Annotated in this window: 21 protein-coding genes and 2 pseudogenes; 11 read left to right on the top strand and 12 right to left on the bottom strand. The window is 67.4% G+C overall.

The window, feature by feature from the left end:
- Window positions 1–91: 91 nt before the first annotated feature.
- The 10 genes and pseudogenes from ABD989_RS16215 to ABD989_RS16170 form a co-directional block, all read right to left on the bottom strand.
- The gene (locus tag ABD989_RS16215; protein WP_345314267.1) at window positions 92–322 is read right to left on the bottom strand and encodes a hypothetical protein; all 231 of its coding nucleotides are present in this window, start codon (window positions 320–322) and stop codon (window positions 92–94) included.
- 1,396 nt (window positions 323–1,718) lie between these two features.
- A complete protein-coding gene (locus ABD989_RS16210; RefSeq protein WP_345314266.1) occupies window positions 1,719–2,891 on the bottom strand; it encodes a helix-turn-helix domain-containing protein in 1,173 nt (390 codons plus the stop codon).
- Window positions 2,888–3,385, bottom strand: a complete 498-nt coding sequence (locus tag ABD989_RS16205; RefSeq protein WP_345314265.1) for a hypothetical protein — start codon at window positions 3,383–3,385, stop codon at window positions 2,888–2,890. Before ABD989_RS16205 ends, ABD989_RS16210 begins: the two co-directional genes overlap by 4 nt.
- Window positions 3,372–4,307 carry an NHL repeat-containing protein gene (locus tag ABD989_RS16200; RefSeq protein ID WP_345314264.1) on the bottom strand — a complete coding sequence of 312 codons (936 nt, stop codon included), beginning with the start codon at window positions 4,305–4,307 and terminating at the stop codon, window positions 3,372–3,374. The genes ABD989_RS16205 and ABD989_RS16200 overlap by 14 nt, the downstream gene beginning before the upstream one ends.
- On the bottom strand, window positions 4,304–4,516 hold the full coding sequence (locus ABD989_RS16195; protein ID WP_345314263.1) for a hypothetical protein: 213 nt from the start codon (window positions 4,514–4,516) through the stop codon (window positions 4,304–4,306). The genes ABD989_RS16200 and ABD989_RS16195 overlap by 4 nt, the downstream gene beginning before the upstream one ends.
- On the bottom strand, window positions 4,513–4,752 hold the full coding sequence (locus ABD989_RS16190) for a glutaredoxin family protein (RefSeq protein WP_345314262.1): 240 nt from the start codon (window positions 4,750–4,752) through the stop codon (window positions 4,513–4,515). Before ABD989_RS16190 ends, ABD989_RS16195 begins: the two co-directional genes overlap by 4 nt.
- Window positions 4,749–6,974 carry a DNA primase family protein gene (locus ABD989_RS16185; RefSeq protein WP_345314261.1) on the bottom strand — a complete coding sequence of 742 codons (2,226 nt, stop codon included), beginning with the start codon at window positions 6,972–6,974 and terminating at the stop codon, window positions 4,749–4,751. The genes ABD989_RS16190 and ABD989_RS16185 overlap by 4 nt, the downstream gene beginning before the upstream one ends.
- Window positions 6,971–7,300 (bottom strand): helix-turn-helix domain-containing protein, encoded by a 330-nt coding sequence (locus ABD989_RS16180; protein WP_345314260.1) that lies wholly within the window; start codon window positions 7,298–7,300, stop codon window positions 6,971–6,973. The genes ABD989_RS16185 and ABD989_RS16180 overlap by 4 nt, the downstream gene beginning before the upstream one ends.
- Before the next feature lie 1,403 nt (window positions 7,301–8,703).
- Window positions 8,704–9,354 (bottom strand): annotated as a pseudogene (locus tag ABD989_RS16175) (transposase); the annotation flags it as partial.
- Between the two features lie 27 nt (window positions 9,355–9,381).
- Window positions 9,382–10,608, bottom strand: coding sequence for an IS110 family RNA-guided transposase (locus ABD989_RS16170; RefSeq protein WP_345314269.1), 1,227 nt, complete (start codon window positions 10,606–10,608; stop codon window positions 9,382–9,384).
- 501 nt (window positions 10,609–11,109) lie between these two features.
- Between ABD989_RS16170 and ABD989_RS16165 the strand changes: the two genes are divergently transcribed.
- The 5 genes and pseudogenes from ABD989_RS16165 (at window position 11,110) to ABD989_RS16145 (ending at window position 18,276) form a co-directional block, all read left to right on the top strand.
- Entirely contained in the window at window positions 11,110–12,144 is a 1,035-nt protein-coding gene (locus ABD989_RS16165; protein ID WP_345314259.1) for a hypothetical protein, read from the top strand.
- 96 nt (window positions 12,145–12,240) lie between these two features.
- Complete coding sequence (locus ABD989_RS16160; RefSeq protein WP_345314258.1) at window positions 12,241–13,521, top strand: hypothetical protein; 1,281 nt, start codon at window positions 12,241–12,243, stop codon at window positions 13,519–13,521.
- Between the two features lie 248 nt (window positions 13,522–13,769).
- On the top strand, window positions 13,770–14,657 hold the full coding sequence (locus ABD989_RS16155) for an HNH endonuclease (RefSeq protein ID WP_345314257.1): 888 nt from the start codon (window positions 13,770–13,772) through the stop codon (window positions 14,655–14,657).
- Window positions 14,658–14,854: 197 nt separating this feature from the next.
- Window positions 14,855–17,320 (top strand): annotated as a pseudogene (gene eccCb, locus ABD989_RS16150) (type VII secretion protein EccCb); the annotation flags it as partial.
- Entirely contained in the window at window positions 17,317–18,276 is a 960-nt protein-coding gene (locus ABD989_RS16145; RefSeq protein WP_345314256.1) for a type VII secretion-associated protein, read from the top strand. The pseudogene eccCb and the gene ABD989_RS16145, both read left to right, overlap by 4 nt.
- Before the next feature lie 7 nt (window positions 18,277–18,283).
- On the opposite strand, the gene ABD989_RS16140 is transcribed toward ABD989_RS16145, so the two are convergent.
- Together ABD989_RS16140 and ABD989_RS16135 are read right to left on the bottom strand one after the other, a co-directional pair.
- Window positions 18,284–18,811: a hypothetical protein gene (locus ABD989_RS16140; RefSeq protein WP_345314255.1), complete on the bottom strand. Its 528-nt coding sequence runs from the start codon at window positions 18,809–18,811 to the stop codon at window positions 18,284–18,286.
- Window positions 18,812–19,035: 224 nt separating this feature from the next.
- On the bottom strand, window positions 19,036–19,569 hold the full coding sequence (locus ABD989_RS16135; protein ID WP_345314254.1) for a YceI family protein: 534 nt from the start codon (window positions 19,567–19,569) through the stop codon (window positions 19,036–19,038).
- A gap of 192 nt (window positions 19,570–19,761) precedes the next feature.
- Here ABD989_RS16135 and rplM point away from each other — a divergent pair, with 192 nt between their 5' ends.
- The 6 genes from rplM (at window position 19,762) to ABD989_RS16105 (ending at window position 24,194) form a co-directional block, all read left to right on the top strand.
- Window positions 19,762–20,205: a 50S ribosomal protein L13 gene (gene rplM / locus ABD989_RS16130; protein WP_345314253.1), complete on the top strand. Its 444-nt coding sequence runs from the start codon at window positions 19,762–19,764 to the stop codon at window positions 20,203–20,205.
- The gene (gene rpsI, locus ABD989_RS16125; RefSeq protein WP_246994646.1) at window positions 20,202–20,720 is read left to right on the top strand and encodes a 30S ribosomal protein S9; all 519 of its coding nucleotides are present in this window, start codon (window positions 20,202–20,204) and stop codon (window positions 20,718–20,720) included. The genes rplM and rpsI overlap by 4 nt, the downstream gene beginning before the upstream one ends.
- Window positions 20,721–22,064, top strand: a complete 1,344-nt coding sequence (gene glmM / locus ABD989_RS16120; RefSeq protein ID WP_345314252.1) for a phosphoglucosamine mutase — start codon at window positions 20,721–20,723, stop codon at window positions 22,062–22,064.
- A 166-nt stretch (window positions 22,065–22,230) separates the two neighbouring features.
- Window positions 22,231–22,521 (top strand): hypothetical protein, encoded by a 291-nt coding sequence (locus ABD989_RS16115; RefSeq protein ID WP_345314251.1) that lies wholly within the window; start codon window positions 22,231–22,233, stop codon window positions 22,519–22,521.
- The gene (locus ABD989_RS16110; protein ID WP_345314250.1) at window positions 22,508–23,083 is read left to right on the top strand and encodes a hypothetical protein; all 576 of its coding nucleotides are present in this window, start codon (window positions 22,508–22,510) and stop codon (window positions 23,081–23,083) included. The genes ABD989_RS16115 and ABD989_RS16110 overlap by 14 nt, the downstream gene beginning before the upstream one ends.
- Window positions 23,084–23,246: 163 nt before the next feature.
- A complete protein-coding gene (locus ABD989_RS16105; RefSeq protein WP_345314249.1) occupies window positions 23,247–24,194 on the top strand; it encodes a dienelactone hydrolase family protein in 948 nt (315 codons plus the stop codon).
- Window positions 24,195–24,203: the final 9 nt, after the last annotated feature.

Below are 24,203 nucleotides of genomic sequence, written 5' to 3'. Positions count from 1 at the left end.
GCCGACTCACCCCGACCACCGACACCGACTCGCAGACGGAGGTGAGCACCGATCCACTGATGGAACTACCCGCCTGATCACCAACGAAGGATCAGAAACCAGTTACACCACTACCCGGGACTTGACCGCGGTACCCGCCCTCGCCGTCGTTGACAAAGTCCCGATTAAACCGAGTCATATCCGGATTGATCGCTGGGTTCTGCGCCGCGTACATCGCGACAGCCTGCGGACCGGCGGTCTTGCGCATCGACTCGTACAAAGTGTTCATCCGCCGCGTCGCATCCGCGGCCGGGCTCGCCGACTGCATGCTGCGGAAGTCCATGCTCGCTCTGCTCGCGGTGTCCGACATGCTCGGCGTCTCCTCCCTGATCTCTATGGCCGGCCTGACGGCCGGTAGGCCTCACCCCTGTTCCCGGGTCCCTGCATCGACGGGGGCCCTCGCTGCGCTTCCCCGTCGATGCTACCCGGAAACAGGGGTGATTCCTAGGCCCCATTGGAATCACTACCCTCGCTGCGCTCGGCGGGCCTGCGGCCCGGTGATTCCCACCGCTCGCTGCGCTCGCTTGGGGAGCCGCGCTTCGCGCGGGGGATAACAGGGATCGGGCCTGCGGCCCTCGGTCCGCGCGCAGCGCGGCAGGGCCCGCGACCTGCGGTAACGGGCCCGTGGGGTCGGCGGCAGACCCGAATGCTCGCGCGCTCGCATCCGTGCCGGCCTGCCTGGATCCCGGCACCGGATGGCCACTCGCTCGCTCGCGGCCACCGGCGTCCGGGCAGGGGTTCGGTGACCAGCGCCGAAACTCGAAGTGCGTCACTCTCCCTTATGCCAGTTACGGTTTTCGAGCACCTCGCCGAAACGGCCCCGAAAACAGGTCGATGGCGCAGGGGTCTACCTGTGAAAACAGGGGTTTCGCAGAGGGGCCTGCGCCGTGCCGTTTCTCTACGTCGCAGGGTTATTCGCGCCTTGCCGTTTCCGCAGGTCAGATACCCCGTGACCCTGCGCCGCCTTTTTAATGCCTGTGACGCAGGTGGCGCAGGGGGTGATTTCCGGCCGTTCGAGGCGATTTCGGCCCTGGATGGCCCCGGTGGTGCCGATCGGGCCGCGGGGCCGGCAGCAGCGTGATGAGGCGGCCGGAACGGGCATCGGGACGTTCTTCAGCGGCTGCGGCCGGACCGGGGCCGTGGCGGTGAAGCGTCCGGTGGCCAGGTCTGGCGGGTGGCCGACACCGGATCTGCACGAACCCGCCGACAAGGCATCGTCCCGGGCGGGCTCCGCCCGCACCGGGCCGCTGCACACCAGCGCCGTCGCGCAGATCGTGCCCACCCGGTGTCGGCGTCCGTCGGGGGCTGATCGGCGGGGTCGTGGATGACGTCGGCGGGTGCGGCAGCGGGGTCGACGGAATATGCCTTGGCATAACCGCGAAGTTCGCCGAGAATATGCAGGCAAGCGCCGCAGACACGACGAGGGTCACCTGGATGACCCTTGTCAGAGCGCCTCGGTGTCGCTTCTAGACCCACCCAGGTGACCCTTGTCAGGGCACTACGCCGACATGGGATTGCCAAGTGCCTCATAGAGAGGCATCCCGGTGCCCTGTAGCGGGGTACCCGAGTGACCCCTAGAGGAGCACCTGGATGACCCATGATGTGCCGCGTGCGGCTCGGCGGCGACATGCAAAGACCCCGCCGGCCAAGGGGCAGGCGGGGTCTTTGGGGCGTCGGAGTCAGTCGCCAACCACGGCCAGAGCGGCCTTCGGGCGCTTGCCCACCGACACCGCGTAGGCACCGTCGAGCTCGGCCGCGCCGTCGACCCAGCGCCGCACTGTCGACGGCGATTTCCCGGACGCCTCGGCGATCCGGCTCCATGCCGCGTCCTCGGCGCGCAGGGCGAGCACCTCGGCCACGACGGGCGCATCCGCGTCCACACCGCGTTCGGCGATCAGACAGGCCGCGAGGGCCGCGTGATCGACGCCGCCGGCATCCTGCGCAGGGTGCTCGTGAACAGCGCGCGCAGGTCCCTCCGCAGAGTGCGCAGGCACCTCGTCGACCTGCTCATGGGCAAGGTCATGGACGGGGTGCGCAGCTTGCTCATGGGCAAGGTCATCGAGCTGCGCAGGCCCGGCACCGGCAGGGTGCGCAGGCTGACCGGCAGGCCCGCGGTCCAGCTTGCCCGCGGCAGGGTGCGCATAGCCATTGACCTGCGGTGACAAGGCGACAGGATCGTCTTGCGCACCCTGCTGGCAGCGTGCAGCAGCAGGCTGCGCAACAGCCCCCTCGGCAACCTGCGCAGGCACATCGTCAACAGGGTGCGCAGGCTCGGTGACAGGCTGCGCAGGGTGCTCGTGAACAGGGTGCGCAGGCACCTCGTCGACCTGCTCATGGGCAAGGCCATCGAGCTGCGCATGGTGCTCATGGCCCGATCCATCGGCAGGTTGCGCAGGCGCCGCATCGGCGCGGTCCAGCGCCATCTGCCCCTCAGCGATCACCACCCCGAGAGTGGCCAGGATAATCATCGCGTCGATCGACGCAGGGAGCATCCACCAGTCTTCGTCCGGGATCCCCATCAACCCCGCCATGTCGCCAAGCGCATAGAAGCTGCGCACGAAGGCGATGTAGGCGACCACCAGGACAGCGGCGATGCACACCATCCGCAGGGCCGCGATCCAGCGGGCCCGCGTGTCCCATTCGCGAATCAGGTTCACCAGGAAGTGCGTCTCGGCAAGCACTGCCAGCGGGAACAGGATCGCCGTCAGCACTGCCCAGAAGCGCGCCCAGAGGGACTCCTGAGCCATGCCGAGCACAGCGTGAGCACCGTTCAGCAGGACCGACGCCCCAGTGAAGAAGGCCACCAACGTCCAGGCGTAGGCCAACCCGTAGGTCTTGCGACCGTGATTCATGCCGACACCTCCTCCGTCTTGTCGTCGGCTGCGGGAGATCGGACGCCCGCCGCCACGAAGCCGATCGCGAGAAGCACGAAGGCGGTCTCCACGACGAACGGAAACGACCCGGCCCAGTCCTCGGCGATCCCGCCCATGACCGCGAACTCGCGCACCGGCTGGCTGATGAAGGCCAGTGCCGTGCCGACCAGCGTCAGGAACACCGCGCCGCCGATGACCGGGACGACCACGAAGCCCTCGTCGATGTAGTCGGTGCGAACCATCGACCGCAGCACAGCGGTCATGGCGACGGCGATCAGAACGAGCAGCGCGGGAACGGCTGCGGCCACCACGACGCCTGCCACCGCGCCACCGGCGCTGTCGGCGGCCGCAGCATTGCCGACCGCACCGGTCACCGCCAACAACCCGGCCAGCCCGACTGTCGACCACCAGAACAGCCGACGGTTGGTGCGCGGCGGCCCGGCCACCTTCGCGATCCACTCACTCGCGGTCATCATCGGCCACCTCATCGAGTCCGAACCAGTCGACATCGGAACCCGCCTCGGGCTCCACCGGTTCGGTCGGCACCACCTGCGCCGGCTCCGGTAGAGGACCCGACGACTGACCCAGACGCACCACCGCGGGGTCGGTCGTGTCGATGTCTGTCGACACGAACCCCCACCGGCGGTACTGCGCTGTCGGGTGTACGTCGTAAGGAACACCCAGGCGCACCACCACCGTGCGGCCGAAGCCCGTCACGCCGCCGCGGGCGAACACCTCGACCAGATGACCCTCCAGGAAATCCGGTCCTTCCAGCGGTGTGCGCACCACGTCACGGCCGTGCCACCGCTCACGCGAGACGCACCGGCGCAAGTTGGCCACAGAGCCGGGGCCGTCGGCCCCATACACCCAACGCTCGTTCTCGCTGTACTGGACGAAGACGCGGCCATCGGGGTGGAACACCGCTGAGGGGCCGCTGGCGAATGTACGGTGCTCGGTCGGCCAGATCCGAATCACACCATCGGCATAGCGAGTCAGGCCCCCGACGTCGAATACCCCGTCCGGCCCCAGGGTCACACCGCGTCCGCGCCAACGCGCATCGCGTGAACCCTCCCGAACAGCAACACCCTCGAACTCGTCGACGACGACCTCATGCCCACTCATCAGCTCAACCGACACGACACCGTCCGGTGCGATCGCGACGCGGTCCCCATCGACAGTCACCCGCCCATGCGGTTCCACATCGACCAAACGGCCACCGCTCGGGTCATAGACACGTACGCGATCCCCATCGCGGTCACCCCCTCGCGCGGGCACCATGTACACACTCACATCGCCGTTGTGATCGGCGACCACCGCCGGGCCACGAGTCACGGCCTGTTCATAGGACGCCCGGGCCGAGTCGATCGCCGATACAGGCGGAATCATGTCGGTCATTGCTCACTCCTCGTGTTGTTCCTGATGTAACTGACGTCGCCGTTGGCCTCGACGTAGGCGGCGACGATGCCGCCAGTACGGGCGAAGTGACCCCAGAACGCGGCGACGGACGGATCAGCCGCCGGGTCTCCGTCGACAGCCCGGCGAAGCTCTCGCTCGAACGCGCGCTGGGGGAGAACGCCGAGCGAGCGGCGTTGCTTGCGATTCATGCTGCTGCTCCTTCCATGCTGAGTGCCGCGATCCGTTCCGGCCGGAACCCCGACCAGTACTCGGTGCCGGCCACGACGACAGGGGCCTGCTGGTAGCCCAGCGCCATGACGTAGTCGCGGGCCGCGTCGTTCTGGGTGATGTCGACGGTGGTGTAGGGAATGCCCTCGGCGTCGAGCCGGCGGCAGGTCATCCGGCACGGGCCGCAGCCCGGCTTGGTGTAGACGGTGACGGTCATCGGGTCACCGCCTCGGTGTCGTCGGTGGCCGTGATCGCACCGACACCGGCGAGTCTCGCCAGACGCTCGGGCGAGGGCCGGGCCGGCGGCGACGCATCACCGTCATCCGGCGCATCCGATGCGGGTGCGGGTGTGCCGTCGGCCGACACAGCCGCGGGCTGGACAGCCGGCCCCGATGCCCCGTCTTCGGGGATCGCGATCGACTCGACCGTGAGCGGGTCCATGGGAGGCGTCGCACCCCCTACTGCGGTGTCCCCAGCGGCGTCCGCCTCGGCCACCGCGGCCGGCTGGACGTCCTGTTCCTGGGCGAAGTCGGCGTCAGTGAGTTCACGACGCACCAGGCCGCGGTACTTCGACTTGAGCTTGTCGATGGGGATCCGGGCGAACTTCTTCGGGTCGTCGCGCGCGGCGACGTTGGCCCAGTCGAGCAGGTTGTACTCGGCGATCAACGGCTCGGTGGACATCATGCGCGTTCCCGGGCGATATTGAGCGTTCTGGTCCTTGCAGACCCAGACCCCGTCGGGCTCGGCCTGCACCAGCTTGACCAGCGCCTTGATGAACTTGATCTTGCCGATCGAATTGCTGTGCGGCATGTTCCGCTTCATCCAGGCCACGAACAGGTCGTAGGCGAACTGGAAGGGCACCAGGTCCCAGTAGAACTGGGTCTTGACCTCGTTCCAGAACGCGCGCACCGGGTCGTTGTACTCCTTGAACTCACTCAGCAGCGCCTTCACCGCCATCGGTTCGGAGAGCTCGTAGTAGCTCATGGTGAGCACACGCCGCAGCACGTATTCGAGCACGTCGGAGCGCTTCAAGTACTCGTCCTTGATGTACTTGCGCTCGCGACCGGTGAAGCACTTGGTGAACGGGATGAACAGCTGACGACGGTAGATCGAGTCGGACTTGTCCTTGATCGTCGGCAGATCGTTGACGCATTGGACCATGAAGCCGAACCAGCGAAGGTTGACGATGGCCCGGTGCTTCGGGTTCACGGTGATGACGTCGTGCGTGATCAGCGCTTTGAAGTTCGCGGCCTTCTCGATGAAGGTGCCCACGTCGTTCTCGTCGGTGAGGATCGCCGACGCCACCGGTCCGGCGCCGATGAGCGGCTCCAGGCCGTGCGTGGTGCCCAGATCGGCCAGTGAAATGCCGACCGAACCGCCCTCACCCAGCAGATTTCGCTGCAGACTCAGCAGGGTTCCCTTGCCGTTGTTTCCGAGCTCGTCGTAGTAGAAGACACAGCGATCCCACCGCACCCGCGGCCGCATGATCGCACCGGTGGTCTGCCAGAGCAGCTCGACGACCTCGGGGTCGTCGGAGAGGGAGTTCATCCAGGACTCGACGTCCCAGACGTCGCCGTCGGGGGTCTGGATGTGCGGGTTCTCGGCGTCGGGGTTCCAGTCGACGTCGAGCTTGGCCAGGACGACGTGCTCGGGGCTGAACTCTCGGAAGATCGGATCGCCGCCGTTGTAGTCCACGAGGCCGTTGCGGCAGGCGACGAGGTCGCGGTCATCGGACTGGTGCACTCGCGCGACCGCGCCCTTGAGCGCCGAGAGAACCTCGGTGAACTCCTTGGTGGTCAGGTCCGGCTGGTAGCGCCGGGCGATCTGGTCCAGCGCCTCCTCACTCATCTCGTATGTGCCGTAGCCGGGCGCTGCGGCGTCGTCGATGTAGACGATCAGCGGGTCTTCCGACTTCGGCCGCGGTCCCGCCTGTAGCCGGCGGATCGGATGCAGTGCGGCCATCAGGCGCGCGATCTCGGCGTGGCTCAGCCGGGTGATGTGCATGAGCTTCTTGCCCACGACCAGGTCGCGCTTGAGCTGCTCGTTCTGCTCTTCGACAGCATCGTTGATCGCACCGCGCAGGCCCAGGCTGACCGTGTCGGGGCTGACCTTGCGCAGCATCGAGACCTGCTCTTCGCGCAGGAAGTGGTCGCAGACGACCTTGGACAGTTCGGCGACCGAACGGGTGTAGGGCACACCGCCCTGGCTCAGTCGCGGATCGTTGCCGGCGCGCCGGGCGAGCTGGTTGAACATCTCCTTGGTGGCGCGCCGGTCGGCGTCGATGACGCGGTCGTGGACGGCCGCGCGAGCACGCGCAGCGTCCGCCGGCGTCAGCGGGAAATCGATGTCGAAGCTGGTATCCTTGGAATCGGAAACCGCACCGCATGTGATTTCTTCGAGAGCCCCGAGTGCCCGCTCGGGGTTTTCTTTTGCACTCATGCCGCTGCACCCCCGCGAACCAGAAGCGCTGCGACGGCTGCGGCGTCGGCGGGCGACAGCGGCGGCGCGGTCGCCGCCACCGACTCCACCCACGCGGCGACGGCGGGGTCCAGTGACGGGCCGGCCGGGTGAACGGGCGTGATCAGCGCGTCGAGGTCGTCGCGGTGCAGGACAATGCGATTGCCGAGGTGGTACGCGGTGAGTTTGCCCTCGCGGATCCGCTTGCGCAGCGTCGAGTAGGCGCCGTAACCGAGCTCGGCGGCCTCGCGCAGGGTGAGAAGGTCCTCGACTGCAACTGCAGCCGAGGGGAGCGTGGATGTGGACATAGAGGTCTCCTGGGAGCTGCACCCCGTCACAGGGTGCGCTACCAGGACCTATCGGTGTCCTAGCCCGGCAACTTTTGCCTCAAGGCGAGTTGGGCGTGCCTGCTCCGTCGCACAGGCAAGGGGTGCGCGGCAGCGCGACCCGCCGGACAATCCAATTCCGACCCAGGTGAGGATCTCCGGTGAAGGATGTCACCGTCCGGCGCGAAGCCGACCAACGAGATCGCCTCCATTATAGCGCAACTGAGCAAGGTGTGCGACGGGTGTGCCGTACCGTCGACGTCGTCACCACCGGGGATGCACAGCGGCATGCTTCCGCCGGGCGCGACGTCGATCATTGCCGGGTGCTGCCACTGTGGCCTGTGCTGCTGAGCACGTCGTAGTCATCAGGGAGTGCCAACGGCGGCGCGGGCTGTCGTAGCGCCGACGTCGGTCGCAACCGGGGTGCCTGCGGCTACCCGCTACCGCTGAGTACGTCGTGCGCAACCGAGCGCGCATCACGGGCCGCTGCCGTTGCATCGACGTCTGCTCAACCGGGGCATTATGCGGCGTCCCACAGTTGGGGCTCAATCTTAGGGACACTATATGTGCAGGTAGAGGCGTTGATCTGTTGTAAAACCGCAGGTCGTCCCGTTGTCCCACACTTTGCGTGAAAAAGATTCCTACATGGACCCAACGAACCGAAACGAATCTCCATAGAAAACTTTCTCTACAGATCCGAGACAGCGGGACATTGATCAACCTATCGCTCTTTCCGGGGCTGTCAGCTGCGGAAATCTTCGGCGGGCGTGTCCCAAAGTTTGTCCCGGAGTTGGATTCGCGGATTCCAACTCCGGGACAATGGGACAGTGCAGCAGCGGTGCTGCGGCCGCGAAGAGGTCGTGAGTAACCGGGAGCGCTGCGGCCGCCTGCTGCCGTAATGGGGACGGCGTGATCAACAGGGGGTGCCGCGATGGCCTCGCTTCGCTGCACACGACGATCCCAACCGGGAACGCCTGTGGACGCGCTGGCACTGCGGTGTGGTCGTCGATCGCAACCGAGGGTGTACAGCGGCGGGTATGCCGTGCCGTCGACGTCAATCACAACCGGGAGCGTCGCGGTGGCGCCGACGTTGTACGCAACCTATGCGTGCCGCGGCCACCTGTTTCTGCTGGGCGCGTCGTGTGCAACCGGTGTGTGGCAGACGCACCGCGGCCGTGGAGGCGTCGCGATCGACCGGGGCGCCATCTACCGCCAGCCGTAGCGAGATCGTCGATCATGACCAGGAGTGCTGCGGCAGTGATGGTGCCGCGGGCATGTCGATCGCCACCGGGGCGCGCCGGCCGAGCGCGGCGGCAAGCTGGAGTGTGATCTGTGACGCGATCACGGATCGCTTCGCTCGTAAGCAGTCACTATCCACACGCCGGTAACGCAGCCCGGGTGACGGCGATGTGATCGACGGCGGTGTTCGATCCGGCATTGCCTGGTCGTAGCAGGATCGTTCCGGCTTCTCCGGCACCGCCGGGACCGTGGTCGATGAACGCGGTCATCGGATGGAATCCGTAGCCTCCCTTGTGATTTCCTGCCGCCGATTGCTTGTCGGAGTGCGCGGTGACCAGGGTCGCGTCGAGGTCGATGACCAGTGGCTTCTTCGCTGAGATGGCATGGTTCGGCGCGGTGGTGCCGGCCAGCGACCACACGCGTGCCCGGGTCGCCGCTCGCGCGGCGGCGATCGCCGACAGCGTCTGGATCGGCGACTTGGCCAGGGTGGAGATCAGGCGGGACACCGTCGGGTCCGAGGCGACGTGGCCGAAGGTATCGGGGCGTTCGCGGACGGTCGCGATGCCGGCGAGGCAGTCGCCGCCGGCGACCAACGCGACGGCGAGGTCGGCGATGATCTTGCCCGGATCATGCGTCGCCAACGGTGTGCGCCACGGCTCGAGTGCGGTCGGCAACTCGGCTGCGAGGCTGCTGACCTCGACGGTCCGGGTCAACAGGACAGTTCCGGCGTGGGACACGAGATTCTCGCCGTCGGCGGTGGCGTGGATGTGCGGGTAGAACACGGTAGAGTTCTTCACCAGAAAGATATCCCTGGTCGTGAAATGTCAAGCCGTCTTCGTCACGTGTGCGGGCTGGTTTGGCCACGCCATCGTCTCGCAGTAGGTGCTGCGGGTGCGGAGGCAGCCGTGCAGGATTCCGACCAGCCGGTTCCCGACATGACGCAGCGCCGCGTAAGGTTCGACTCCTCGTGCGCGTTCGTGTTCGTAATACGCGCGGGCGCCGGGCGAGGTCCTGATCGCCGTAAACGCCTGCTGCAGGACCGCATCAACGAGTCGGTCGTTATGAACATGACGAGCCGCTACCACCCGCTTCTTGCCGGATGCCCGCGTGATCGGGCTGGTGCCGGCGAAGTTGCGGCGAGCTTTCGCCGACCGATACCGGGTCGGGTCGTCACCGAACTCCCCGAGGACCCTGGCACCGAGAACCTGACCGATACCGGGTTGGGAGCCGATGATCTCGGCGTCCGGATGCGCAGCGAACGCTACTTCCACATCCGTTTGCAGACTCGCAATCTGGGTGTTGAGCGTCTGCAGGACGGCCACGATCGACCGGACAACGACCGCACAGCCAGCAGTCAGTGCCGGGGGCTGACGGAGCTGGTCCGTGCGCAGAGCGGCACGGATCCGGCTGATCTTCCCCTCGATCCCGCGGCGGTGGGCGGCTTTGAGTGCGGCGCGGATCTGCGGCACCGTCAACCGCGCCGCGGCATCGGGATCCGGTGCCTTCGCCAACAACGCGAGAGCATCCGGTGCCGTGATGTCCTCGAACGCCTCCAATGCTGCGGGGAAGTAGTCGCGGAGCACATGCCGCAGCCGGTTCGAATGGCGATTGCGCTCCCAGATCAACGTCTTGTGCGCACGGCTGACGACCTTCAACGCCTCCGCGTCCGCGGAGTCACCGGCCACCGCCCGCAGTTGGTGCCCATCAACGCGCACCATATCTGCCAGAACGTGCGCATCCCCCGCATCGCTCTTCGCGCCCGACACCCCACGCAAGTCCCGATACCGGGCGGCCTGCAACGGATTGACTGCATGCACCCTGTAACCGGCTGCGACCAACGCGGCCACCCACGGTCCCCGGTCGGTTTCGATCCCGATCAGTACCGTCGCGGGGTCAGCGTCCACTTCGAGGAATTGAGACACGATGTCATGGAACCGCGTGATTCCCGCGACGCCCTCCGGCAACCGTGTGCGGGCCATTGTGCGCCTGTCGCCGTCCATGACCTCGATGTCATGATGGCCCTCAGCCCAATCGTCCCCGATGAACAACACCTGATCACTTCCGTTCCCGCTGCGCGTCGACATGACTTGGTAGTCCGGCCAGGAGAGTGTTCGCGACCTAATGAGCTGGTGCTCACGTGCAACACGGGCACAACATCCCTTCGGCGATCCGGGGCTCCCGGCACCGCCGCAGAGGGCACGATCTTTCTGTAGGACTCCGTGGTCCAGGTGCTCCGTGTGCTCACCCAGCGGCGAACTGCCATCCAAGAGGCCCGAAGGCCCCCAGGACTCATTAGGTGCTCCTTTGCTCTGACGTAATCGGACTGTCGCAAGAACGATTATCGCAGTTGAGAGCACCTTTCTTCATTCTTCAAGCCCGGCGATTCGGATTCACTGATGAAAGATCCAGGCTAATGCTGCTGCGGCGCGTCGGCGGGTTGGCTACTCCGGACCGCACGGATTGTCCGAGTGATGCCCTAGTCTCGGAAGTTAAGTTTCCAAACAGGGGGGTATCTGATGTTTAGTCGCCGTTTGAGCCGCACAGGTCTGTTAGTGGGGGTTCTCGCCGTCATCGCGGTGGTTCTGGTTACAGGCTGCTCGACTCCGGAGAAGCCGCGCGCGAACTCGCCTACGCCGTCGTACAGCGGATCGGCCGTGCCGACGGCTCAGGGCGATTCTGCGAAGGGACCGTGCACCAACAAGACCAACATCCCGACCGGGGTGTTCAAACTCAGCGACAGCAGGTACTTGCACGCCACAGTGCCAGCCAGTAGCGAGGTAGGGCCGTGCTTCTCGTACCTGATTTACGACGGCGGGATCGGTGACCGGTCGGCTCCGGCAGGGACTGGTGCCTCGGCGGTCCAGGCTGTTGTCATCTTCGTCAATGGCGAGCCACAGCTAACCCCGAAGTCGTATCTGTTCAAGGGAATCCGGTTCGTGTCCGCGACGCGATCGGGGATCGTCGTCGACGTCGACACCCGTGACCGTGGGATCGACCCGCCGAAATGGCAGCAGGTCGTCTACAAACTCGACCCGGAGACAGGCAAGGTTATCTCGGATCTACCGGACCAGTCGGGCCGCAGTTACATCGTTGACTTCGGGTCACAGCGCGAGGTCCGAGCGGGGGACGCGGCGCCGAAACCGTCGCCGAATGCCGAATCGCCCACGGCCTCGTCGTTCACCAATCGGCCAGCATCGGACTTCGCTGCGGGCCCGTCCTACGAGTTCAGGTCTCCTTCGGGCGCGATCAACTGCCGTGCCTTCGACACCGGCCTAATCTGCCAGATGCCCGACCACCCGCACAAGGTGTCCAGTGACCTGCAGTGCGGCTACTACAAGGACGCCGAGAACAGCGTCACCAGCTTCGGCTGGTCGAACTTCGACCAGCCCCTGTGCGCCACGATCATCCAAGGCAATCTGATGAAAGCGAAAGCTGTGCTGGGATACGGCGAATCGGTGACCTTCCGGCCGCGCTCGGACCTGAGGATCGTCTGCTCGTCAACCGAGGCCGGCATCCGATGTGAGAACCTCGAAGGCTACGGATTCACCCTCTCCAAGGAGTCGTTCACGCGCTATCGAGTGGGCTGACCTCCCCGGAGCGCCCGCCCGTCATCACGGCCCATGTCGGAGCGTTTCCCATCCTCCACTGGCCGCATCGAAAGGACCTATCTCTCCATGCCCAGAATGTATGACCTCGCGTTAAGCACCAACCGCCACACACGAGCCCAGACCTGGATGCAAGGTGCGCAACTCGCGACGATGGTGGGGTTCGCCATCAACAACCATCGGCAGATGAAGAACCTGAGCAGCAGCGTCGACGATCTGCGGACCGACCTCGTCGAGCACAACGGACAGCTGCTGGCCCGCATCGATTCACTGGCCGCGCAAACGGTATCGGAAATCAGCGCCGCGGACCGTCGCAGCGCCCACCGCGATTATGCGATGTGGCGAAGCTCAACCGAAGATGGCCTGTGGTTCGACAGCAAGTACTTGCCTGCGGCGCGAGCATGGGTCGATCGTGTGGTCAGCATTTCGAAACTGTGGCAGAGCATGGTCGTCGACCAGGTCAGCGACGCCGTCGCAAGACTCAGTCCGGTGGACCGTGAGTGCCTGATCAATGGGTTCTACGGCCCGGCTCCAGCAGAGCCCGTACCCCACCCCCCGGTCGACCGCAACCGGGTCAAAGCGTCCTGGTTGATTCCGATTCTCCTAGCACTCGTGATCTCGGTGGGTTCGGCTGTAGTCGGCGCGGTTACCCATTCCCACTCCAGCGACGACCAGTCCTTGGCAACCGCGCAGATCGTCCGCCCCGATCAGGAGCACCTGCTCCCGCAAGACCCGGACACCGGCGCGGCACTGACGGTCAAGCGGACCCTCGAACTCTACGACGGCACAGGGCGCCCGTTCGTCACCCAACCTACGACGAACCGACCGGCGCCGACCTTCGAAGAGATTCGCGAAGCGATATCGATGCGACGGACATTTGACGCCTTCATCGGGGCCATTGTCGGAGGGATCTTGGGTGTGGTAGCGGCGCTGCTGGCTCTGATCGGCGCGCGGATCCTGCTCAAGCGCCGGGCGGTTACCCGGGCCGAACAGCAGCGCGAACAAGCCATCGCCTTCGATAGGCAGTGCTATTCGCAGGCTATGGATGACTTCTACGCGACCAGTGAACGTGAGTACCGACGGATTACCGGTCAGCTCAGCGCAGCTCTCGGTTTCGACGTCAGGAGCGTTGACGTGCTCAAGGAATGGGGATCGCACGACTACCTGGGTCGGGCCGAGAAGATTGCGAAATGGCTCCAGGAGTGCGAGCAGGAGTTGCCGTCGCCGAGGCAGTGCCCGGCCCTCGTCCCCCTACAGATCAACCCCGGTTGGGCGTGCACACCGATGGGCGCACATGCAAGCCATCTCGCCGACGACATCGGGCGGCTGCCAGAGATTCGGGTCTCGACGTCCGCGTAGGACCCACTGGAAAGAAGATGAGGCGGCCGACCCTCGATCACGTGAGCAGCAAGCTCGTCGCCGAGTATGCTCGGTCAGCCGGGCCCTGCACTCTCTACCACGTCGGCAACGACCTCAGGTTCGAGCAGTGGCAGACAACCGCAGCGAAGAATCGGGCGAGGCGTCCGCCCCTTCAGCGGCAGGTATTCCTGCGATGTGCCGGGCTGGTACCACCGTGCCATTGCCACCTATTAGCCAAGGAGAAACTGATGAGCAAACTTCCAGATCCGAACGAGGTTGGTCCCATCGGGAAGTTCGTGCGGGACAACCTGCCGCGGATCTTCGACTACTGCCAGGGCACAGATCCCGAGGAGTTTGCGAGGCTGTCGGACCGGGACTACTGTCTCGCCACGTTCCGGCAGAGTTATCCGGTGCTGACCCTGGCGAACCCCGACGATACGGTGGAACGGTACTGGACGGCGAAGTCGTCGGGTCCATTCGCCGCCGCAGGATACCGCGTCACCTCGGAATGGGTCGCAAGGCTGCACACCGCGCACTTCGTTAACTACCTGATGGATAAGAACATTGAGCTTAGCGGTCTGAGCGAGGACTTCAAGGAGTGGGCCCGCACGACAGTTGCCGAGTTTGGCGCGACTGGGTCGGCACCCGGCGGCCCCCGGTACCGCTCGTATGCGATCGGTGTTGCGCAGAATGCGCTGGTTCGCTACTTGTTGAGCAACATCGGGCGCGATGAGTTCAGCGAGAAGCAGTGGCACGCTGCGAAGGAAGAGCTCGGATGCGTGTACTGCGGCAACACGACTGGTCTGACGATCGATCACGCGGTCCCGATCAATCGCGTCCACGTCGGTGAGCACAAGCTCGGTAACCTTGTGCCGGCCTGCGGTTCCTGCAACGGCAAGAAGAGCAACACCAACTTTGATGACTACCTGCGGAAGATGTATGCCGACGACCCGCAACAGGCCGCCGACCGGATCGCCGTCATCAAAGCCTATGCCAGCAAGCACCAGTACTCTCCGATAGTCGATAGCGAGGACATACGGAACTTGCTCGACGAGGCTCGGGATGAACTCAAGTTGGTGGCCGACAAATACCTCACCCGCATTAACCGCAAAGTGGAGGCACAGCATGCTTCGTAGCACTGGCATACCGCTTACGGGGTGAGTTCTGCGACCACACGGGGAGGTAACAACCGCCACATGTTCAGCTTTAGCGCACGCACCAGATCCCCGTTCGCCGCGCCTGCGGTCAGGAACTGTCCAGAAAACGGGCTGTTCTGAGGGTGGCCAGGCGGGTCGGTGTTCGCGCCAGTCGCAGTCACTATCCACGTTGCGTTAAGAGCGAGTTCCTGCGCACGCTCGTCCTCGCGCTGATCGCCACGCATTCGCCGGACGAACTGAATCTGGTGCTCGTCGACTTCAAGGGCGGGGCCACGTTCCTGGGATTGACCACGCGACACGTGGCGGCGGTGATCACCAACCTGGAGCAGGAGCTGGCGATGGTCGACCGTATGGCCGACGCGCTGTCCGGGGAGCTCAACCGTCGGCAGGAACTGTTGCGCGCGGCGGGCAACTTCGCGAATGTGGGCGAGTACGAGCGGGCCCGGGCGGCGGGCGCGCCGCTGGATCCGCTGCCTGCGCTGTTCATCGTCGTCGACGAGTTCTCCGAGTTGCTGGCGCAGAAACCGGAGTTCGCCGAACTGTTCGTCGCGATCGGTCGCCTCGGGCGGTCGTTGCACATCCATCTGCTGCTGGCGTCGCAGCGTCTGGACGAAGGTCGACTGCGCGGCCTGGACAGCCACCTGTCGTACCGGATCGGACTGAAGACGTTCTCCGCCAACGAATCTCGCACGGTCCTCGGCGTGCCGGATGCCTATCACCTGCCGAGCACGCCGGGCGCGGCCTATCTCAAGTGCGACTCGGCCGCGCCGGTGCGGTTCAACACGTCGTTCGTGTCGGGACCGTACGAGCCGCCGCTCAACGGAGGCGAGGGCACGCGCGGCGCGGGGCGGGCCACGGGCGACGTGCTGCGCTTCACCGCCGAGCGGGTACCGCTGCCCGACGTCGTCGACGACGCACCGGCGCCGGCGTCGTCGGAGAGGTCGTCGCTGCTGGAGACCCTGGTCGGGCGGGCCGCCGAGCACGGTCGTCGCCCGCACGCGGTGTGGTTGCCGCCGCTGGAGTCGGCGGTGACCCTCGACGCCTTCACCAGCGGCTACGCCGCGACCGGGGATCTGCGGATCCCGCTGGGCGTGGTCGACCGACCGTACGACCAGCGGCGCGAAACGCTGTGGCTGGAGCTCGGGGGAGCGGCGGGCAACGTCGCCGTCGTCGGCGGTCCGCAGGCCGGCAAGTCGACCGCGCTGCGCACTCTGATCTGTGCTGCTGCGGCGACCCACACCCCGCAGCAGGTGAGCTTCTACTGCCTGGACTTCGGCGGCGGCACGCTCGCCGCGCTCGCCGGTATGCCGCACGTGGCCGGGGTCGCCACCAAGGCGCGCCGGGATGCGGTGCGCCGCACCGTGGCCGAGGTCCGCGCCGTCTTGACGACCCGGGAAGCGCTGTTCGAAGCCGAAGGGCTGGAGTCGATGCGGGAGTACCGGGCGGCTCGTCGGGCGGGCCGGTACACCGACGACCCGCACGGTGACGTCGTACTCGTGATCGACGGCCTGACCACCCTGCGGAGCGATTTCGAGACCCTCGAGGACGACGTCAACGCGCTTGTGGCGCAAGGCCTTTCGTTCGGAATTCACGTGGTGGTGGCGTCGGCGCGGTGGGCCGACATCCGCCCGGCGATGAAGGACCTCCTCGGCACCCGACTCGAGCTGCGGCTCGGCGATCCGCTCGATTCGGAGATGAGTCGCAAAGTGGCCGCCACGGTGCCGACGGGTCGGCCGGGTCGCGGCCTCACCGGCGAGGAACTGCACCTGCTGGTGGCGCTGCCGCGGACCGACGGAGTGGCCGACGTCGAGACGCTGCCGGAGGGGACCGCGGCCTTCGTCGCCGCGACGACCGCGGTCTACGGCGAGTGCGCGGCACCGCGGGTGCGATTGCTGGCCGACGACATCGCCCTCGGTTCGATCACCGAAGCCGTTGCGACTCACGGGGATCCGCCGAGTGCAGGGCAAGCAGTCCTGGGGCTGCGCGAGTCGGACCTCGCTCCGGTGGTGGCCGACTTCGCGGCCGAACCGCACCTGCTGATCGTCGGTGACGTGGAGTCGGGCAAGACGCAGACCCTGCGCACCCTGATCACCGGATTGATGGCGAGTGGGAGCCACGAGGTCTGCAAGCTGGTGGTCGTCGACTACCGGCGCACCCTGCTGGGGCTGGTCGACGCCGATCACCTCGCCGGGTACGCGAGTTCGGCGCAGACGGCGGCGCCGATGATGGTGGAGCTCGCCGACTACCTGCGTGCCCGGCTGCCGAACGAGGATGTGACCGCCGAACAGCTGGCGCGCGGGGATTGGTGGACCGGCCCCGAGGTCTACCTGGTGATCGACGACTACGACCTGGTCTCCACCGCGATGGGCAACCCGTTGACGCCGCTGCTGGAACTGCTCGGGCATGCCCGCGACATCGGGCTGCGGGTGGTGCTGGCCCGCCGGTCCGGCGGCATCGGGCGCGGGCTCTTCGATCCGCTGGTCGCCGGGCTGCGCGACCTGTCGTGCGAGGTGCTGCTGCTGTCCGGGGACCCGGACGAGGGCTACATCGTGGGGCGGCACCGCATGCAGAAGCTCCCGGCCGGGCGCGGCGAGCTGATCTCGCGGTCGCGCCGGGCCGACATGGTGCAGGTGGCGCGGTGACCGCTCCGGCCGTGCCTCGTGCGGTGGCGATCGCGGCCAGCCACAGCGATGCCGCCGCGCAGACGTGCCTGGTGATCGAGGAGCTGTGGGTGCCGGGGGAGCCGCCCGGGTGGGGGCCGCCGTTGTGGCGGGCGCAGGTGCTGCACCGGGACGGCGGACGGTGGGAGGTGGTGCGCAGCGCGGCGGACGAACTGACGGCGGGATTGCCCGACGAACTGCGCGAACTCGGCCGAGCGGCGGACGTGGTGCTGGTCGACGGCCCACGTCCTCGGGAACTGGCGGCCGAGTTGGCGCGGAACCTGCCGGATGCTCGGGTGGCGCGCGTCGACCCGGCGCTGCTGATGCGTCACGGCGGACGACATCTGCCGCGCGCACCGCTGGACTTCGACTTTCCGTCGCCGCCGGAGCCGTCCCGACGACGCGGCGGGCGCGCACTGCTCGTGGTCGTCATCGCGGCGGTGCTGACGCTCGGGGTGGTGGGGCTGGTGGCGCGCTGGCCGCGGCCTGCCGTCGTCGATCACGGTGCGGCGCGCGTCGGACCGGTGGAACTGACGGTGCCCGGCGGCTGGCAGCGCACCGAACTGTCCGGAGATCGGCCCGAGGACGGTCGCGGCATCCGGGCGGTCTTCGCCGACGAGGCCGACGGCCGCAGGCTCATCGTGGTGGTGACCGCGCTGCGGGCGGGCGCCGATCGAGCGTCGGTGGCGTCGAGTCTGGCCCAGCGGGTGGCCCAGCGCGGCGACGACGTGGTGGTGGAGTTCGCGGCGTCGAGCACCTACGGCGGGCGGCAGGTGATCAGCTATCGGGAGGCGCCGGGGTCCGGGCCGTCGGTGCGCTGGTACATCGTCGTCGACAGTGGGCTGCAGGTGAGTGTCGGTTGTCAGGAGGGCACCGGTGCCGGCCGGGTCGACGATGCCTGCCGTCGTGCAGTGGGCAGCGTTCGGGTGGCGGAGTGAGCGACGTTCACGACAGCCGGTCGGCGTACGCCTCGGCGGCGCGTTCGGCGGCGTCTGCCACGATCTCCAGGCGGGGGACCAGGTACTTGTCGGCGGCGTCGTCGGTCAGCGGGCTGCCGTCGGGCATGGTCGCGGTGCCGAAGGACTCGGTGTAGAAGTCGATGACCTGCTCCATCGCGTCGCTGGTGGCGCTGGAGTAGAAGTCGCCCTCGCCGGTGGAGCAGACCACGTCGGCCTCCATGCCGGTGAGCACGAGCCCGCGGTAGGCGGGGGTGAGCGTGGCCGTGGTGTCGTACTCCCTCATGTCCTTGGTGATCTCGACGTCGATCGCGTAGCCGTCGAGCGTGAACTGCGTGAGTTTGGACTGGCACTCCTTGGCCCGCTGCACGTAGGCGGCCGTGTCGGCCTGGGAGTACTGGCCGATCGCGATGGCGACGCCCGTCGCGGTGATCACCGCGCCGAAGATCGCGCCCAGCACGGTGAGAATGAAGCGGCGTCGCGCACTGCGTGGATCGACGTGCTGAAGGTCGGACACGGCGGCCTCCTTTCTGACGCCGACAGCGGCATTCTCGGGGATTCTTTCAGAGATTGCGGTCCCAGAACCGGGTCTCCCAGACCGAAGGTCGCCGATTCCGGCCACCGTCACCACACTTCACTGGCACCAGTGGGGGCACCTTGGTCATATTGACCACGGTGACCTCGCCGGTGTCAGTGAAAGGGAAACTCAGGTCCGAGAATGGCAGACCATGCCACGCGGAATCAGGCGCGGGGCGCGGTGGCGGAGATGGTGAGGCGCACGTCGTCGGCCACCTTCACCGTACCCATCATCAGGGAGAACGGCTTGATCCCGAAATCGGTCTGGGTGATCGTCGACTCGCAGGTGAAGCGGTCGCCGTCCTGGTTGACGGTGATCGGGTGCGGGCGGGTCACACCGTGCAGGGTGAGATCGCCGTCGACCGCGTAGACGTCGCCATCGCGGGTCACGCCGCTGGAGACGTAGGTGATCGTCGGATGCTTCTTCACCTCCAGCGACTTGAGGGCGTTGCTGCGGGCGATGCCGGGCTCGGCGCCGGTCCACGGGGCGATGCCGCCTTCGCCCTTGAGGACGGTGAGGGAGTCGACGTCGACGGTGAGGGTCACCGCGACCGGCCGACCGTCGTCGACGGACACCTGGGCCGTCCACTTCTTCATGGCGATCGTCAGCTTGTGGCCGGTGCGCGCGGCGCGGCCGGCGGTCCCGGTGTGCAGGAGGAGTTCGCCGTCGTCGTCGGTCAGTGTCCAGGAATCGTTCATGCCTCCACCCTCGCATCCCGGCCCGCGGGCCGCCGGGTTGTTCCTCGGTTTTGACCTGCGGCTACCGGGTCCAGTAAATTAGTTCGCTGGTGCATGACCTCGTCGTCAGCCCCGGGTCTCTACTGGTCGCCGGGAATCAGCTGTGTCCATGCACTGTGACCGGCAGAAGTACATCAAACAGTGAGGACTACTGTGTCTACCTACAGCCCGAAGGCCGGTGACATCACCCGCACGTGGCATGTCATCGATGCCAGCGATGTGGTGCTCGGCCGCCTCGCCGTGGAGGCAGCAACGCTGCTCCGTGGCAAGCACAAGCCGACGTACGCCCCCCATATGGATACCGGCGACTACGTCATCATCATCAACGCCGAAAAGGTCGCTATCAGCGGCAACAAGGCCACCGATAAGAAGCTCTACCACCACTCGGGTCACCCGGGCGGCCTGAAGTCCCGCACCGTGGGTGAGGTCCTCGCGACCCGTCCGGATCGTCTGGTGGAGAAGGCCGTCAAGGGCATGATCCCGAAGAACAAGCTCGGCGATCAGATCGCCTCGAAGCTGAAGGTCTACGCAGGCCCGAACCATCCCCACGCGGCGCAGCACCCCGCGCCCTTCGAGATCAAGCAGGTGGCCCAGTGACCAACGAAGACGTGAACAACGAGGTCGAGGTCGTGGACGAGGAGATCGTCCTGGAAGACGGCACCTACACCACTGAGTCCGACGACGCCGAGGCCACCGAGGTCGTCTCGCGCGGCCCGGTCGTCTTCGACCGCGCTATCCAGACCGTCGGCCGCCGCAAGGAGGCCGTCGTGCGCGTGCGCGTGCTGCCCGGCAACGGCGAGTTCAAGCTGAACGGCCGCACCCTGGAGGAGTACTTCCCCAACAAGGTGCACCAGCAGCTGGTCAAGTCGCCGCTGGTGGCCGTCGAGCGCCCCGATGTCTTCGACATCCAGGCCAACCTCGTCGGTGGCGGCCCCTCGGGCCAGGCCGGCGCCATGCGTCTGGCTATCGCCCGCGCTCTGATCGAGGTCAGCCCCGAGGATCGTCCGACCCTCAAGAAGGCCGGCTTCCTCACCCGTGACGCGCGTGCTGTCGAGCGCAAGAAGTACGGCCTGAAGAAGGCCCGTAAGGCTTCGCAGTACAGCAAGCGCTAAATGGCACGCCTTTTCGGCACCGACGGCGTCCGGGGCCGGGCCAACGATCAGCTCACTGCAGAGCTGGCGTTGGGCCTGGCCTCGGCCGCCGTTTGCGTTCTCGGTGCAGACGCTCTCGCCGCGCCCGGCTCGGCCCGTCCCCGCGTGGTGGTCGGTCGTGACCCGCGAGCGTCCGGAGAATTCCTGGAAGCAGCCCTGTGCGCCGGCCTCGCCGCCGCAGGCGCCGACGCGATCCGGGTCGGCGTGGTGCCGACCCCCGCGGTCGCCTTCCTGACCGCCGAATACGCGGCGGACTTCGGCGTGATGATCTCCGCCTCCCACAATCCGATGCCCGACAACGGCATCAAGTTCTTCGCCGCCGGCGGACACAAGCTCGGCGACGACGTCGAGGACGCGATCGAGGCCGCCATGTCGGCCCCGCAGCCGCGTCCCGTCGGCGCCGACGTCGGCCGCCTGCTCGACGCGCCCGACGCCGTCGACCGCTATCTGGAACACCTCGCCGCGTCCGGCGGCAGCCACCTCGACGGGCTGACCCTGGTGGTTGACTGCGCGAACGGCGCTGCGTCCGAGGTCGGCCCGCGCGCCTACGAAGCGGCCGGCGCGCGCGTCATCGCGATCCACTCCGATCCCGACGGCCTCAACATCAACGACGACTGCGGTTCCACGCACATGGGGAACCTGCAGCGTGCGGTGCTCGAGCACGGCGCGGACCTGGGCCTGGCGCACGACGGCGACGCCGACCGCTGCCTGGCGGTCGACTCCACCGGCGCGGTGGTCGACGGCGACCAGATCATGGCGATCCTCGCGCTCGCGATGCATGAGCGCGGCGCCCTCACCGACGACGTCCTCGTCGCCACCGTGATGAGCAACCTCGGTCTGCACCTGGCGATGAAGGAAGCCGGTATCGGCCTCCGGATCACCGGGGTGGGCGACCGGTATGTCCTCGAAGAGCTGCGCGCCGGCGGCTACGCCCTCGGCGGCGAGCAGTCCGGCCACATCGTGATCCCCGGCTCCGGTACCACCGGCGACGGTGTGCTGACCGGCCTCCTGCTGGCTCGCCGCGTCGCGGAAACGGGTCGTCGTCTGGCCGACCTGGCGTCGGTCATGACGATCCTCCCGCAGGTCCTGATCAACGTGCCGGTGAGCGACAAGCACCAGGTCGCCGTCGACCGCACCGTCGAAGTGGCGGTGGCCGAGGCCGAACTCGAACTCGAAGGCAGCGGCCGGATTCTGCTGCGTCCCTCGGGCACCGAGCAGTTGGTGCGCGTGATGGTGGAGGCCACCACGGCCGACGCCGCGCAGGCCATCGCCGAGCGCGTCGCCGCCGTCGTCGCCGCCGTCTGACCTGCGTCTCCTCGTCGCCACCCCGACCGTGTGGCGAGTCGCGACCCCGCTTACGGGTCGCTGCCCGGGCTCCGCGAGCGACCCGTCAACAGGGTCGCGACTCGCGCGGGAGGGGCGGATCGGCGTGTCGGGGAACCGGAACGACGGGGCGTGCGTCTAACCAGACATGACCGAAGATGTGCGGCTCGACGCCGCGGGCCTGGACCGGCTCATCGCACGACAGCACGCTGTGGCGCAGACCCTGGCCGCCTGCGCGCAGCGGTTGGCGCTGCGGCCCGGCTGGGCGCAGTCGCCCGCGCACCGGGAGGCCGCGGCGGCGCTGGACCAGCGGCTGGACCACATCGTCGAGCGCCTGACGGCGGCCAGTGCCGGGGTGGCCGGGCTCGCCGAACGCATCGGCAGCCATGCCGCGGCGGTGGTGCAGACGGATCGGGAGTCGGTCGGTGAACCCGATTGAGCTGTTCCTGGAGTTGCTGCGCCAGTGGCGGGACCGCGGCGCGGTGACCTTCGACGACGACGCCGTGCACGCCCCACATGCCGCGGTCAGTGCCTTCGACCTGGACGCCTTCGGGCAGCTGGCCGACACCCTCCGCCGCCAGTCCGGCACCCTCCACGACGCGGTGAGCGCACTGACCGACGTCGGCGCCGAGGTGCCGCAGAGCTGGACCGGCTCGGCGGCCACGGCACTGCAGACGGCTGCGAGCAGGCTGGCCGTCGACCTGGTTCCCACCGCGGAGGCGGTCGCGCGCCATGCCGCCTCGGTGACCGCGGCGCGGGACGTGCTGAGCGAAGTGCTCGACGACTACCGGACCACGATGTCGGCGGCGACCGATCCGCTGGCCGCCGGACTGGCCCTGCCGGAGGCGCGTGCCGAGCTGAACGCCCGCCTGGAACTGGCGGCGGAGGCGGGGCGCGCGGCGTCGGCGGCCGTGGACGACAGCATCGCCGTGCTGGGCGACGAATGGCGCTCGGCTGGGGACCTCTCCGGCGGGGAACTGGTGCTGGCGGGTGATCGGTGAGCACGCAGGCCCGATTGGAGGAGATCGGCGCCCGGGCGCGGGCCCAACTGGCGGCGGCCCGGGGCGCGTACCGTCGCTCCGCTCCGCCCGCGCCGGTGGTCGTCGACGAACCCGAATCGCTACCGCGACTGATGGTGCCGGTGGAACTGGATAGGGTAGGACCGTGTTCGGGAAGAAGAAGGTCGTAGCGCCCCCGCCGGACGAGCTGATGAAGCTCCTGGCTCGCCGCGGACCGCACAAGGTCAACCGTGGCGATCTGGGCATCGTCGGACTGGCCGGCCAGGTCTTCGCACCCACCGAGGGTAAGGACCTGCCCGCCGTCGCCTTCGCGCACGGCTGGATGCGCAGCTCCAAGTCGTACCGCGACCTCCTCTTCCATCTCGCTTCCTGGGGCATCGTGGTGGCCGCCCCCGATTCCGAGCGCGGTCCGCTGGCCTCCGACATCGAGCTCGCCACCGACCTGCGCGCGGCGCTGACGGTGTGCTCCGGCGTCCAGTTGGGTGCGCCCGGTCGGGTGTCGGTCAGCGCCGAGCGCCTCGGCCTGGTGGGCCACGGCTTCGGCGCGGCGGCGGCCGTGCGCGCGGCCGCCGATCGCACCCTGTTGGGTCGGCCGCCGATCCCGGTGCGCGCCCTGGTGCCGCTGTTCCCGGCGCCGACCTCCGCCGACCTGCGGGTCGACGCGGCGAAGGTCACCGCCCCCGCGCTGCTCGTGGCGGCCGACGATGCGCTCGATTCGATGACCGGCAACGCCGTGGAACTGACGGAACTTCTCGGTGGCGACGTGGTTTTGCGCACACTGGCCGGCGTGAGTGCCAACGACCTCCTGGAGAACCCGACCGTGAAGGGCTTCCTCGGCGTCAACGGTGCCGAGCGCAAGGTGCACGCGGCGGTTCGGGCCCAGGTCACCGGCTATCTGCTGTACCGGCTGGCCGGGGAGGAGCAGTACGCCGCGTTCGCCGACTCGGAGATCTCGATGGGGACCGTGATGGCCGTCGAGGAGGGCAAGATTCGTCGTGCCGACGCCGATCACTTCGCTCAGCTCCTGGGCAACCCCGCCTACAAGCCCGACGACGACGCCAGCAAGCGGAGGCTGCCCGCCCTCGGCAGGTAAACTCGCCCA

The sequence above is a fragment of the Gordonia alkaliphila genome (assembly GCF_039542465.1).
Taxonomy (GTDB): domain Bacteria; phylum Actinomycetota; class Actinomycetes; order Mycobacteriales; family Mycobacteriaceae; genus Gordonia; species Gordonia alkaliphila.
The sequence above is the reverse complement of the archived record's forward strand: the minus strand, read 5'-3'. Positions and strand labels throughout refer to the sequence as shown.